Annotated in this window: 11 protein-coding genes and 1 pseudogene; 11 read left to right on the top strand and 1 reads right to left on the bottom strand. The window is 65.6% G+C overall.

The features are described from left to right. Positions 1-33: 33 nt before the first annotated feature. From ACSQ22_RS01515 to mmsB, 4 genes and pseudogenes are all read left to right on the top strand, one after another. Entirely contained in the window at positions 34-1,200 is a 1,167-nt protein-coding gene (locus ACSQ22_RS01515) for an acyl-CoA dehydrogenase family protein (RefSeq protein ID WP_436129196.1), read from the top strand. Positions 1,201-1,481: 281 nt separating this feature from the next. After that, on the top strand, positions 1,482-1,970 hold the full coding sequence (locus tag ACSQ22_RS01510) for a TfoX/Sxy family protein (protein WP_436129195.1): 489 nt from the start codon (positions 1,482-1,484) through the stop codon (positions 1,968-1,970). A 42-nt stretch (positions 1,971-2,012) separates the two neighbouring features. Beyond that, positions 2,013-2,414: a DUF488 domain-containing protein gene (locus ACSQ22_RS01505; RefSeq protein WP_436129194.1), complete on the top strand. Its 402-nt coding sequence runs from the start codon at positions 2,013-2,015 to the stop codon at positions 2,412-2,414. 87 nt (positions 2,415-2,501) lie between these two features. After that, positions 2,502-3,407 (top strand): annotated as a pseudogene (mmsB, locus tag ACSQ22_RS01500) (3-hydroxyisobutyrate dehydrogenase); the annotation flags it as partial. A 96-nt stretch (positions 3,408-3,503) separates the two neighbouring features. On the opposite strand, the gene ACSQ22_RS01495 reads toward mmsB, so the two are convergent. Next, positions 3,504-4,532, bottom strand: coding sequence for a hypothetical protein (locus tag ACSQ22_RS01495; RefSeq protein WP_436129193.1), 1,029 nt, complete (start codon positions 4,530-4,532; stop codon positions 3,504-3,506). A 401-nt stretch (positions 4,533-4,933) separates the two neighbouring features. Between ACSQ22_RS01495 and ACSQ22_RS01490 the strand changes: the two genes are divergently transcribed. The 7 genes from ACSQ22_RS01490 to ACSQ22_RS01460 all read left to right on the top strand — a co-directional run bounded on the left by ACSQ22_RS01490 (position 4,934) and on the right by ACSQ22_RS01460 (position 13,521). Then, complete coding sequence (locus ACSQ22_RS01490; RefSeq protein WP_436129192.1) at positions 4,934-5,329, top strand: DUF2946 family protein; 396 nt, start codon at positions 4,934-4,936, stop codon at positions 5,327-5,329. Positions 5,330-5,507: 178 nt separating this feature from the next. After that, positions 5,508-7,688 (top strand): TonB-dependent siderophore receptor, encoded by a 2,181-nt coding sequence (locus ACSQ22_RS01485; RefSeq protein WP_436129191.1) that lies wholly within the window; start codon positions 5,508-5,510, stop codon positions 7,686-7,688. Positions 7,689-7,849: 161 nt separating this feature from the next. Beyond that, positions 7,850-9,463, top strand: a complete 1,614-nt coding sequence (locus ACSQ22_RS01480; protein ID WP_436129190.1) for an ABC transporter substrate-binding protein — start codon at positions 7,850-7,852, stop codon at positions 9,461-9,463. Next, entirely contained in the window at positions 9,460-10,428 is a 969-nt protein-coding gene (locus tag ACSQ22_RS01475; RefSeq protein ID WP_436129189.1) for an ABC transporter permease, read from the top strand. The genes ACSQ22_RS01480 and ACSQ22_RS01475 overlap by 4 nt, the downstream gene beginning before the upstream one ends. Beyond that, on the top strand, positions 10,425-11,333 hold the full coding sequence (locus ACSQ22_RS01470; RefSeq protein ID WP_436129188.1) for an ABC transporter permease: 909 nt from the start codon (positions 10,425-10,427) through the stop codon (positions 11,331-11,333). The genes ACSQ22_RS01475 and ACSQ22_RS01470 overlap by 4 nt, the downstream gene beginning before the upstream one ends. Next, positions 11,330-12,775: an ABC transporter ATP-binding protein gene (locus ACSQ22_RS01465; protein ID WP_436129187.1), complete on the top strand. Its 1,446-nt coding sequence runs from the start codon at positions 11,330-11,332 to the stop codon at positions 12,773-12,775. Before ACSQ22_RS01470 ends, ACSQ22_RS01465 begins: the two co-directional genes overlap by 4 nt. Next, positions 12,772-13,521, top strand: a complete 750-nt coding sequence (locus ACSQ22_RS01460) for a glutamine amidotransferase (RefSeq protein WP_207401990.1) — start codon at positions 12,772-12,774, stop codon at positions 13,519-13,521. Before ACSQ22_RS01465 ends, ACSQ22_RS01460 begins: the two co-directional genes overlap by 4 nt. Positions 13,522-13,551 lie beyond the last annotated feature (30 nt).

Genomic DNA, 13,551 nt, shown 5'->3' with positions numbered 1-13,551 from the left:
CCCAGAACAACAAGAACCAACGAGACAAGCAGCATGGACTTTGAACTCACCGAAGAACAACGCGCCTTTGCCCAGACAGCCCGCGACTTTGCACAAGCTGAGTTCGCACCCCACGCCGCGCATTGGGACGAAGAAGGCATCTTCCCGAAAGAAGCCATCGCCAAGGCGGGCGAGCTGGGCTTTTGTGGCCTGTACGCGCCCGAAGCCGCCGGTGGCCTCGCCCTGCCCCGGCTGGATGCCACCCTGGTCTTTGAAGAAATGGCCGCCGTCGACCCCAGCACCACCGCCTTCATCACCATCCACAACATGGCCACCTGGATGTTGGGCACCTGGGCCACGCCCGCCGTGCGCGACCACTGGGGCCCGCTGCTCACCACAGGCGAAAAGCTCGCGTCGTACTGCCTGACCGAGCCCGGCGCAGGCTCCGACGCCGCCTCGCTCAAGACCCGCGCCGAGCTGGTGGGCAACGAGTACGTCATCAATGGCAGCAAGGCCTTCATCAGCGGTGCAGGCAGCACCGACGTGCTGGTGCTCATGGCCCGCACGGGCGATGCGCAGTCTGGCGCCAGCGGCATCAGCGCCTTTGCCGTGCCCGCCGATACGCCCGGCATCAGCTACGGCAAAAAGGAACAGAAGATGGGCTGGAACAGCCAGCCCACGCGCACCATCAGTTTTGACAACGTGCGCATCCCTGCCGACCACCTGCTGGGCCGCGAGGGCGAAGGCTTCAAGATCGCCATGAAGGGCCTGGACGGCGGCCGCATCAACATCGCGACCTGCTCCGTGGGCGCGGCGCAAGGCGCGCTCAACGCCGCCCAGCAATACATGCAAGACCGCAAGCAGTTCGGCAAACCCATCGCCAGCTTCCAGGCCCTGCAGTTCAAGCTGGCCGACATGGCGACCGAGCTGGTCGCCGCCCGCCAGATGGTGCGCCTGGCCGCCAGCAAGCTCGACGCCGGTGCGCGCGACGCATCCACCTACTGCGCCATGGCCAAGCGCTTTGCCACCGACGCAGGCTTCACCGTCATCAACGACGCCCTGCAGCTGCACGGCGGCTACGGCTACATCCGCGAATACCCGCTGGAGCGCCTGCTGCGCGACGCGCGCGTGCACCAGATCCTGGAGGGCACCAACGAAATCATGCGGGTCATCATTGCGCGGCGCATGCTGGATGGGGATGCGACGGAGGCGATTCGCTGAGCGCTTACTCCTGTTTTCATAGCTGCTAGCGCTTATCCGACGGGCGGTAACGGCCAATTTTCCTCATGAAATACATACCCCAGACAGGAACATCAGCCCACGCACCCGCAGCGGCGCTGGGGGGTTACCCCCTCTCCCCTCGCGGGAGAGGGTTGGGGAGAGGGGGCCCGCACCCGCGCCGCGCCCGTTTCACCCCCTCTCCCCGGCCCTCTCCCACAAGGGGAGAGGGAGTGAGAGCCATCTGAGATAGCGACCTCATCAGCCCATGTGAATCAGAACCCATGCCCGCCCGCCCCCTCTCCGACGAAACCCTGCACCTGATCGACGCCGTCCGCACGGCGCTCGCGCACCGCAGCGACGTGGAAGAACGGACCATGTTCGGCTGCTACTGCTTCTTTGTGGACGGCAAGCTGTGCATTGGCATCAAAGGTGAAGAGCTGCTGGTGCGCCTTCCGCCCGACCGCCACGGCGAGTTGCAGGAGATGCAGAACACCCGAGAGCTGTCGCCCGGCGGCGGCATGAAGGGCTACTTCTGGGTGGAGCCCAACGGCTACACCACGCGCGCGCAGTGGAGCTTCTGGCTGGACGAAGCCCTGGCCTACAACCCGCTGGCCAAGGCTTCGCCGCGAAAGAAAAAGACAACAAAAACCACCACGGTTGCTGCCAAGAAAGCGGCCGCCAGCACCCGCACCCACACCAGCACCGTCATCCAGCCGAAGAAAAAAGCCGCCGCCAAGAAAAAGCACAGCATCTTCGAAGCCGACGACTGATCGACCCGCCCTTTCCATCGCCCTCCCCCGGAGCCCACCACCATGCCCCTTCGCATCGTCCGCCTTGGCACCCCGCGCGCCGCCGGGGAAGGCACCCGCATCGGCACCGTGCGCCGCCCGCCGCGTGGCGTGCCCAAGGCCGAGTTCGCCAGCCGCGACTACTACGACGTGTGGTACCCCCTGCTCTCGCCCAGCGCCGACTTGATGGCCCAGGGCCAGCAGGCGCAGAGCGGCAAAGAAGGCGACAAGGCGTGGGAGGCCTTCACCAAACAGTTCCGCAAGGAACTGGCCCAGCCCGAACCCAGCCGCACGCTCGACCTGTTAGCCGCGCTGTCGCACCACAGCGCCATGTCGCTGGGCTGCTACTGCGAGGACGAGGCGCGCTGCCACCGCTCGGTGCTGCGCGCCGAACTGACAAGCCGTGGGGCAGACATCAGCCCCTAGATTTCAAGCCTTTTTGGCCTCTAGCGCCTATTGGATAAGCGCTAGCAGCTATCAAATTAGTAGTTTTTTCATTCCCATCATCACAACGACATCAAGGAGATAGACACCATGAAAATCGCATTCATCGGCCTGGGCAACATGGGCGGCCCCATGGCACACAACCTGCACAAGGCAGGCCACGAAGTGCGCGCGTTTGACCTCTCACAACCCGCCCGCGACAAGCTGGCGGCAGACGGTGTGCCCATCGCCGCCGACGCGAAGGCGGCCGTCGCAGGCGCCGAAGTCGTCATCAGCATGCTGCCCGCCAGCCAGCACGTCGAAGGCCTGTTCCTCGGCGCAGGCGACCTGCTGGCCCAATTGCCTGCGGGCACGCTGATCATCGACTGCTCCACCATCGCAGCCGCCACCTCCCGCAAAGTGGCCGAGGCCGCCAAGGCCAAAGGCGTGGCCTTTATCGACGCCCCCGTCTCGGGCGGCACCGGCGGCGCCATTGCAGGCACCCTCACCTTCATGGTGGGTGGCGACGCCGCCGACCTGGAACGCGCCCGCCCCGTGCTCGAAAAAATGGGCGCCAACATCTTCCACGCAGGCAGCGTGGGCGCAGGCCAGACGGCCAAGATCTGCAACAACATGCTGCTGGGCATCCTGATGGCCGGCACCAGCGAAGCCATTGCCCTGGGTGTCGCCAACGGCCTGGACCCCAAAGTGCTGAGCGAAATCATGCGCCGCAGCTCGGGCGGCAACTGGGCGCTGGAGAAGTACAACCCCTTCCCCGGCGTGATGGAAACCGCACCCGCCAGCAAAGGCTACGCGGGCGGCTTTGGCACGGATCTGATGCTCAAGGACCTGGGGCTGGCGCAGGAGAACGCGATGGCGGTGAAGGCTGCCACGCCGCTGGGGGGCATGGCGCGCAATCTGTATGCGGCGCACAGCCTGGCGGGGCATGGGGGGCTGGATTTCTCCAGCATTATTAAGATGGTGCAGAAGGGGTAATTTTCTGTTCCTTCACAATAAAAAAGCCAGCGTTTGCTGGCTTTTTTATCGACAAATATTCAATGCATCCCTAATTCTTAAACGACATACAAATAACTATTTCAAGTATGAATTTGGATTCTCAGAAAAATCCAATTCAAGCGAATTTGCACGAGCCCACATAAATACAGTTGGAATCATCCACATCACCAGAAAAAATACAGAAATCGCACCAAAATACTCCAAATCGTAATTGTCATTTTTATATTTTTTATACAAATTTGAAGTTGCCATAAAAAGAGCAAATAGCGAAATTTCTATGACAACCACAAATATGGAATTTGAATGCTCTCGTAGATGCGTGTATGTATCTCGAACATCCTTTGCATTTTTCATTCTACGAGCTTTGAACAATTTTTTATAAAATTCAAAAAGCTTATCCTTCTCCCGAAGAAGTCGATACAAAACAGCATATTGCCCTACAAGCACCCAAAAAGCCGGAATCGATAGAATCCACCATATTTTTTCAGATTTATCAGTCACCTCAATAGCAGAGAAAAATCGCCCAACAAAGCCCCAAAAAAACAAGAGCCAGACCGACACAAAAAATAACAGAGCATTTCTTAGATTTTTTTCATCTATAGGTTTTTCACTATGGTGATTGCCATACATCAGGAAGCATGAAAGCAGGATAGCAATTGATTCCAGCCAACAATTCGAGCCAAGATTCAAACCTGTGCTCAAAAAATCAGTGACAAAGCCAATTCCACCTAGCAATATCCAAGACACCCAAAAATAGCGGGATTGCCCATCAAACCAGCCTCTTCCATATCGTCCAGCATGTAGCACTGTAATAGGCGTACTTGCAATGTAACAAAAACCAAGCCCCAAGATTGCAACAAGCAACGTGATAGCAGTCCAATCCGGCTTGCCGCCTGCAGTGGGAACTGTAGAGGATAAATGCTTTATGAACTGATCAAGCACATCGAATTTAACTCCAACAATCACCACAAAAATGCAGCCAACAATAAACCCCAAGAAATACCGCACCAAATAGGACTCCCACCATCTGGTACTCGGAGCCTCTGCACTATCTGATTTTTTATCGCCTTGCACGTACATCACTGGTCTTGATTGTTTCTTCATTTTCCCCTCACTGGTATGAATACGAAATTTTAGATTTGAAAATAAATTTCAGCCTATCACCTCCAGCCTAACCCAAACAGTGAATAAATAGTTGATTGCTTTACAACCATGTACGAGGCTGAAATACTAGCTCTAATTTCTGCTTACTAGCATAGCGATACATCAAAGCTACAAGCAGGTTATTTCACCAAAGACAACGCAGCCTAAAATTCGCCATCGTTGATTCTACAGACGGTATATCAAGAGACCTCTAAAAACAATCATTCCCCGAGAAAACACGCCATAAAAATCAACGAGTTACCAGTGCTGGAGTGGGAACTTTGGGGGCTTCAGAGGTGCACCAATTTAAGCCATGGTGACCCCAGTAGCTACCCGCACTTGAGTATGATTCGCATCCCATCATGCTGCGCCGCACCATCCCCGCCTTGCCTTTCCACATCGTGCTTCTGCTGGTGGCGTTGTTCAACGCGCTGGCGGGTGCGCCGTTGCATGAGGCACGGCATATTCAGGAGCTGGTGCGCAGCGCCACGGCCTCGGCAACCCCTGGTAACGTTGATGCTTACGCGGCAACCAGCTCCGCAGCCAGCGACGATCACAGCGAAGAGACACACGAGACCACCTGCGCCTGGTGCCTGACCCACGCGCTGGAGGCGGGGCTGGCGCACACACCGGCTCGCCAGCCGCAATTCGCCGCTGAACCAAGCGCCGTCGCATCGCAAGGCGCAGACCCCTTCACGGCCCAGCAGGTGCGCTGGCCGTTTGCCGCACGCGATCCTCCGCCAGCCCAACGGGCCTGACAGGCGTCAGGCCCCAGCCAGCCCGCGCTCCCTAGCGCATCCCCTTTTCGTTTTCGCCCTTGCATTCACCCCCGTGGGTGAGTGCGGGCACGCGACCTTGAGCGCCCGCCGCTACCCAGGCGGGTGTGGGCCGCGTTGCTCCTGGCTTTTGCACACACCGCTTTTGGACTGGTTTGCCATGCGTTCTTCGTCTTCTCCTGATTCTTCTTCACGCCCTGCGCCCCTGCCGCGCCCCACTTTGACGGCCCTGGCGGCAGCGGCCCTGCTGGCCTCCCTCCACCCCACCTGGGCCGCAGACGGCGATGTGGTCACACCGCCCACCCTGTCTGCCGTAGACGTGGTGGGCCGCAGTGCCTCGGGCACCTACTACGCCGACGAGGCCGAGGGTGCCAAGACCAGCCTGCCGCTGCGCGAGCTGCCGCAATCCGTGCGCGTGATGTCGCGCCAGACGCTGGACGACCTGGGTGCCACGCGGCTGGATGATGTGCTGGACTATGTGGGCGGGGTCTCGCGCCAGAACAACTTTGGCGGGCTGTGGGACAACATCGCCATCCGGGGCCTGCCCGGCAACGAGAACACGGGCATGGCGACGCTGCTCAACGGGTTTTCGTCCAACCGGGGCTTTAACGCGCCGCGCGACCTGGCGGGGGTGGAGCGGGTGGAGTTCCTCAAGGGCCCGGCCGCCGCCCTGTATGGCAGCAGCGAGCCCGGCGGCACGCTCAACATCGTGAGCAAGAAGCCGCTGTGGAAGGCCGCCCATTCGGTGGAGGCCTATGCGGGCAGCTACGGCCTGGGCCGTGCGGCGCTGGACACCACCGGCCCCATCAACGACCGGCTGGCCTACCGCCTGAACGTGGCGGTGGAGGACAAGGGCAGCTTTCGCGACCATGTGCGCGCGCAGCGGCAGGTGGTGGCACCGGCGTTGACCTGGAAGCTCTCGCCCGACACGGTGCTGGAGTACACGGCTGAATTTCTGCACCACGCCACGCCGCTGGACCGGGGCGTGGTGGCGGTCAACAACCGCCTGGGCGCGGTGCCCGCCAGCCGCTTTTTGGGCGAGCCTGCCGATGGCAACGTGACGGTGACCAACCAGACACACCAACTGGTGCTGTCGCACGAGTGGAACCCCGGCTGGCGCAGCCGCGTGGGGCTGTCGTACCGCGAGACGGGGATGGAGGGCTTCTCGACCGAAGCCACGGCGCTGCAGGCCAATGGCCGCACGCTGACGCGCCAGCGGCGGTATCGCGACTTCCAGTCGGACGATGTGGCCGTGCAGGCCGAGCTGCAGGGCAACCTGCGCACGGGCGGGCTGGAGCATGAGCTGCTGGTGGGCGTGGAGAGCTACCGCTTCAGCATGGATTCGGTGATGCTGCGGGTGAACCCCAGCGCTGCGGCGCCCTATGCCATCGACATCTTCAACCCCGTGTACGACCAGGCCCAGCCCACGCCGGGGCGCAACACCGACACGCTGGAGAAGCAGCGCAACACCGCGCTGTATGTGCAAGACACCCTGAAGCTGGGCGAGCAGTGGCGCGTGATGGCCGGGCTGCGGGCCGACCACTACGACCAGAGCCTGCAAAACCGCATCACCAACCGCACCACGGCGCAAAGCCCATCGGCCGTGTCGCCGCGCCTGGGCGTGAGCTGGCTGCCCACGCCGGGGTGGACGGTGTATGCCAATGCGGGCAGTTCGTTCCGCCCCAACACGGGCAGCAATGTGGCGGGCAACGGCTTTGACCCGGAAAAATCCCGTGCGCTGGAGCTAGGCGCCAAGTGGGAGAGCACCGACCAGCGCCTGGGCGCCACGGCGGCGCTGTTCGACATCACCAAGCGCAATGTGCTGACCAGCGACCCGCTGAACGCGGGCTTCTCGGTGGCCGCAGGCGAGGTGCGCAGCCGGGGCCTGGAGCTGGACCTGGCGGGCCGCCTGAGCACCCACTGGCGCTTGAATGCGAGCTTGGTGGTCAACGACGTGGAGGTGACCCGCGACAACACGCTGGAGGTGGGTGGCCGCCTGCTGAACGTGCCGCGCATCAACGGCAGCGTGCTGGCGGTGTACGAAAACCAGTTGGCCAACGGCCAGCGCTACGGCGTGGGCGGCGGCGTGACCCACATGGGCAAACGCCTGGGCCAGGCCCGCACGCAGGCCGAGGCCAATGCAGGCACCGCCACGTTTGAGCTGCCCAGCTACACCACGGCCAAGCTGATGGCGTATTGGCGGCTGAGCCCCACGCTGAACCTGTCGCTGGACGTGGACAACGTGTTCAACAAGGTGCACTACACCAGCTCGTACAGCCGCGTGTGGGTGGCGCCGGGGGCAGCGCGCACCGTTACCGTCGGGCTGCAGGCCAAGTTTTGATGAAGCACCCCCTGAGTCGCTTCGCGCCTTCCCCCTCTCTCGCTACGCGGGAGGGGGACGCCCCCAGCGCGGCGGGGCGGCCCTTGCGCGGGGGCACTGGTCTTTGGCAGCGCCAGTTTCGTCGGTTGCGGCGAACGCGCAGGGCTATGGAAAACTGAAAAATGAACACTTCCTCGACTTTTCTTAGGCCGCTGACGCGGCGCCGCGCCCTGCAGGCCCCCGTGGCCGCGCTGGCGGCAGGTGCCCAGCCCGCCACTTGGGCGCAGGGCACACCACTCGCCTCCGCACCCGCGCCGCTGCAAATCGTCGGTCCGTGGGAGGTCAGCGGCCTGGCGCCCGCCAGCAGCGGCTATGTGTTCACACGCCTGCAGGTCACCGAAACCCTGCTGGACGCCGCAGACGACGGCCAGCCAAGGCCCGCGCTGGCGCGGCTCTGGCGCCGGTCGGCGGATGGGCTGGTGTGGCACTTTGAGCTGCGGCCCGGGGCGCGTTTTCATGACGGCACACCCGTGACGGCCGCCGCCGTGGTGCGCAGCCTGCAGGCTGCGCAGGTGGCGCCCGCGCTGTTGAGCCAGGCGCCCATCCAGTCCATCACCGCGCCCGACGAGGGCACGGTGATGATCCGCCTGCAGCGCCCCCACACCGCCCTGCCCGCGCTGCTGGCGCATTCCAGCACCATGGTGCTGGCCCCGGCCAGCTATGGGGCTGACGGCAAGGTGCGCAGCATCATTGGAAGCGGCCCCTACCGCATTGCGGTGCTGGTGCCGCCGCAGCAGGTCGAAACGGTGGTGTTTGACGCCTATGACGGCCCGCGCCCCGCCATTGCCGCCGTGCGCTACCTGGCTGCCAGCCGTGCCGAAACCCGCGCGCTGATGGCCGAGAGCGGTCAGGCCGACCTGGCCTATGGGCTGGACCCGGCGAGCCTGCGGCGGCTGCAGCGCCATGCCCAAAACCCTGCTCTGGCGCGCCGCACCGCAGTGCGCATTGCATCGGTCACGCTGCCGCGCACCGTCATCGTCAAGCTCAATGCGGGCCTGCCTGCGCTGCGCGACGTGCGCGTGCGGCAGGCGCTGAGCCTGGCCATCGACCGTGCGGGCATTGCCCTGGCGCTGATGGGCGACGAGGCGCTGACAGCCACGCAGCTGCTGCCGCCCACGCTGGGCGCGTGGCACAACCCGCACCTGCCCCCGCTGCAGCACGACCCAGAAGCCGCCGCGCGCCTGCTGCAGGCAGCAGGCTGGCAGCGCCACGGCGACGGCCTGCGCGATGCCGAGGGCCAGCCGCTGCACCTGGTGATCCGCACCTTTGTGGACCGGCCCGAGCTGCCGCTGATTGCCACCGCCTTGCAGGAGCAATGGCGGCTGGCGGGTATGGCGGTGAAGGTAAGCATCGGCAACTCGGGCGACGTGCCCCGGGGCCACCGCGACGGCAGCCTGCAACTGGCGCTGGCGGCACGCAACTACGCCAATGTGCCCGACCCCACAGGCACGCTGGCGGGCGACTTTGCCGCCCAGGGCGGCGACTGGGGCGCCATGGGCTGGCACAGCGATACCGTGGTGCAGGCCCTGCAAGAGCTGACGCGCACCCAGACGCCGCCCGAGCGCACGCGCGCGCTGCGGCAATCCATCACGCACACCCTGCAAACGGAGCTGCCCGTGATCCCCGTGGCGTGGTACCGCCAGCATGTGGCCGTGGCCCCCCGGCTGGCGGGCGTCACGCTGGACCCGCTGGAGCGTTCTTACCGCCTGACCGGCATGGAGTGGACCAACCCATGAACCCCTTGATTTCAACACCCTGGGCCGCCCTGCTCGGCCGCAGGCTGGTGCAGGTGCTCGCCGTGTCCCTGCTGATCGGCACGCTGTGCTTCTTGATGGTGCGCGCCCTGCCGGGCGACCTGGCCATGCGCGTGGCGGCGGGCCGCTATGGCTATGACCTGGTGAGCAACGCTGCCGCCGACGCGGTGCGCGCAGAGCTGGGGCTGGACCGCCCCGGCTGGCTGGCGCTGCTGCACTGGTGGCGCGACATGGCCACGTTCAACCTGGGCCAGTCGCTGGTGTCGCAGCGATCGGTGTGGCACGAGGTCACGCACCACCTGGGCGCCACGCTGCGGCTGTCGGCCGCCGCGCTGGCCATTGCCTTTGCCGTGGGTGTGCCGCTGGGCGTGTGGGCCGGGCTGCGCCCCCAGGGCTGGGTGGACAAGGCCAGCTGGCTGATGGCCGTGGTGCTGCGCGCGCTGCCGCCGTTTTTGCTGTCGGTGCTGCTCATCCTGCTGGTGGCGGTGCAGTGGGGCTTTTTGCCTGCGGGCGGTGACGAGAGCCAGGCCAGCCTGGTGTTGCCGGCACTCACGCTGGGACTGGGCTTGGCCGCTGGGTTAGCGCGTGTGACCCGTGCTGCGATGCTGGAGGTGGTGGTGTCGCCCTTCTTCGAATTTGCGCGCACCAAGGGCCTGAGCGACTGGCAGGCGCTGGTGCGCCATGGCCTGCGCAATGCCGCCGTGCCGGTGACGGCCTACCTGGGCGTGCAGGCGCTGTTTCTGGTGGAAGGCGCGCTGGTGGTGGAGACGCTGTTTGCCTGGCCCGGCATTGGCCATGCGCTGGTGCACGCCGTGTTTGGGCGCGACATCCCTGTGGTGCAAGGAACTGCCCTGTGCATGGGCGTGCTGTTTGTAGTGTTCAACCTGCTGGTGGATGCAGCATGCCTCGCGCTGGACCCCCGACACACACAAAAGGTGGCGAAATGAGCAGCCCCCCTGAGTCGCTGCGCGCCATCCCCCCAGAGGGGGGACGCACCCCGGTGGCCTGGCAAAGCCAGTTCCAAGGGGGCGCTGAGGCAGTGCCTTCTGTCCCCCCGCGTCCTCTCCGCTGGCCTGTTCGCACCGTGCTGGGCATTACCTTGCTCGGCCTGCTGGCGCTGTTTGCCCTGCTCGGCCCCTGGCTGGTGGGCGCCAGCCCGGTGGTGCAAGACCTGCGCAACACCCTGGCGCCCCCCAGCGCCCAGCACTGGCTGGGCACCGATGTGCTGGGCCGCTCAGCGCTGGCGCGGCTGGCGCATGCCGCGCAGCTGTCGCTGGGCATGGCGCTGCTGGCGGCCGTGAGCGCCGCCGTGCCCGGCACGCTGCTGGGCATCGTCGCCGCATGGCGCGGTGGGCGCACCGAGCGGGCGCTGCTCATGCTGTCGGACTCGGTGCTCGCCATCCCCGGCCTGCTGCTGGTGCTGCTGGTGGCAGCCCTGGCGCCCGGTGCACTGTGGGCGCTGTATGCGGGCCTGTCGGCGGCGCTGTGGGTGGAGTACTTCCGCGTGAGCCGTGCGGTGGCCCGGCCCGTGCTGGCGGGCGATGCGGTGCAGGCATCGCGCCTGCTGGGTTTTGGACGCGGCTATGTGCTGCGCCGCCACCTGCTGCCCGCGCTGGCACCCACGCTGGGCACGCTGCTGGCCTTCACCACGTCGCAGGCCGTGCTGGCGCTGGCCGCGCTGGGTTTTGTGGGTGTGGGCATGCAGCCGCCCACGCCCGAGCTGGGCCTGATGATGACCGAGGCCATGCCTTACTACGAAGAAGCCCCGTGGCTCATTGCCGCCCCCACCGCCCTGCTGGTGTGGTTGGTGGCCGCGATGATGCTGCTCAACCCCGACCGGGAGACCGCATGACCACGCCTTTGAAATCCGACGCCCTGCTGGTTGTGGAGGGGCTGGGCATCCAGGTGGGCGGCAAACGGCTGCTGCGCGACATCGGCTTCAGCCTGCGGCCGGGCGAGGCGCTCACGCTGGTGGGCGAAAGCGGCGCGGGCAAGTCGCTGCTGGCCCAGGCCATCATGGGCAACCTGCCGCCTGCGCTGCAAGCCACGGGCCAGATCACGCTGGATGGCACCACCACCCGCGCCCAGGACGCCGCCGCGCGCCGCGCCCTGTGGGGCCGCAAGCTGGCGCTGCTGCCGCAGGAGCCCTCGCTGGCACTCAACCCGCTGGCCCGCGTGGCACCGCAGCTGGCCGAGGTGTACCGCCTGCTGCACCAGCAGCCCCCCAGCGCTGCCAGCGCACAGGCCGAACAGGTGCTGAGCGCTGCGGGCCTGGGCGGCGCAGGCAACCACTACCCCTGGCAACTGTCGGGCGGCATGGCCCAGCGCGCCGTGGCCGCCATCACCCTGGCCGGAGGCGCGCCGGTGCTGATGGTGGACGAGCCCACCAAAGGCCTGGACGCGCATTGGCGCGGCTGCATGGTGGAGTTGTTCCGGGGGGTGCTGCAGGCAGGCGGCTGCCTGCTCACCATCACCCACGACATGCAGGTGGCGCAGGCGCTGGGCGGTCAGGTGATCGTGCTGCGCCACGGGCAGGCGGTGGAGCAAGGCGACATCCACACCGTGGCCGCCGCGCCGCAGCACGCCTTCACCCGCCAGCTGCTGCAGGCCGACCCTAGCCACTGGCTGCCGTTTGCCGAGCCCACGCTGGGCGAGTCCGTCGTACAGGCTCGCGGCATCTCCAAAGCCTATGGTGCGCAGAAGCTGTTTGCGCCGCTGGACCTGACGCTGCACAGCGGCGAACGCATCGCCGTGCAAGGCCCCAGCGGCACCGGCAAAAGCACACTGGGCAATGTGCTGCTGGGCCTGGTGGCGCCCGACACAGGCCGTGTGGAGCGCAGCGCCCGGCTGCGCCCGCATGCGTTTCAAAAGCTGTACCAGGACCCGGTCAGTTCGTTTGCCCCACACATCAGCCTGGCCCAGTCGCTGCGCGATGCCGCCCGCCTGCACCGCTGCGACTGGAAGGCGGTGCAGCAGCGCCTGGCGCAGCTGCGCGTGCCCGAGGACCTGCTGGCGCGCAGGCCCGACCAGGTATCGGGCGGCGAGCTGCAGCGCATTGCGCTGGCGCGGGTGCTGGTGGCGCAACCGGCGCTGCTGTTTGCGGATGAGCCCACCTCGCGCCTGGACCCGATCACGCAGCAGGAGGCCATCCAGGTGCTGCTGCACGCGGTGCAAGACACCGGCGCCGCGCTGATGCTGGTGACCCACGACCCGCACCTGGCCGCCGCCGTGGGCACGCGCACGCTGGACTTTGCATGCAGCGATCAGCCCACCGCCGCTATGCTCGCCGCATGACAGCGACACCCTCCCGCACCCTCTGGATCATCAAGACCGGCGACACCCTGCCCGCCCAACGGGCCCGGCATGGCGACTTTGAAGACTGGATTGCGGGCGGCCTGAACCAAGCCCCCGCCAGCACGCAGCTGGCGCTGCAGACACTGGACGCCCGCACCGCCACCGCATGGCCAGAGCCCGGCCAGATAGCGGGCGTGGTGGTAACCGGCTCCCCCGCCATGGTGACCGACCGCGAACCCTGGAGCGAGCGCACCGCCGCATGGCTGGCCAGCGTGGTGGCGGCCCGGGTGCCCGTGCTGGGCATCTGCTACGGCCATCAGCTGCTGGCCCACGCGCTGGGCGGCGAGGTGGCGCGCCACCCCACCGGGCTGGAGATAGGCACCGTGGCCGTGCAGCGCCTGGCCGGTGCCGAGGGCGACGCCCTGCTGGGCCACCTGCCGGCCCGCTTTGGCGCCCAGGTGGTGCACGAGCAAACGGTGCGGCGCCTGCCCCCTGGTGCCGTGGCGCTGGCCGCCAACGCCCACGAGCCGCACCACGCGTTCCGCGTCGGCCCCTGTGCCTGGGGCGTGCAGTTTCACCCCGAGTTCAGCGATTCGGTGATGCGCGACTACGTGGCGTGTTTTGCGCCTGCTCTGCAACGCGCGGGCATGGATGTGGCAGCGCTGGAGCAAGGTGTACAGGCCACGCCAGAATCGGCCAGCCTGCTGGCACGTTTTGCGCAGCTGGCGGCAGCGGCCGCCGCTTGAAATCTCAATGAAAATTGGCTCTAGCGCTTA

The organism is Acidovorax sp. LjRoot38 (assembly GCF_964252975.1).
In the GTDB taxonomy this organism is placed as follows: Bacteria; Pseudomonadota; Gammaproteobacteria; order Burkholderiales; family Burkholderiaceae_C; genus Acidovorax; species Acidovorax facilis.
The sequence above is the reverse complement of the archived record's forward strand: the minus strand, read 5'-3'. Positions and strand labels throughout refer to the sequence as shown.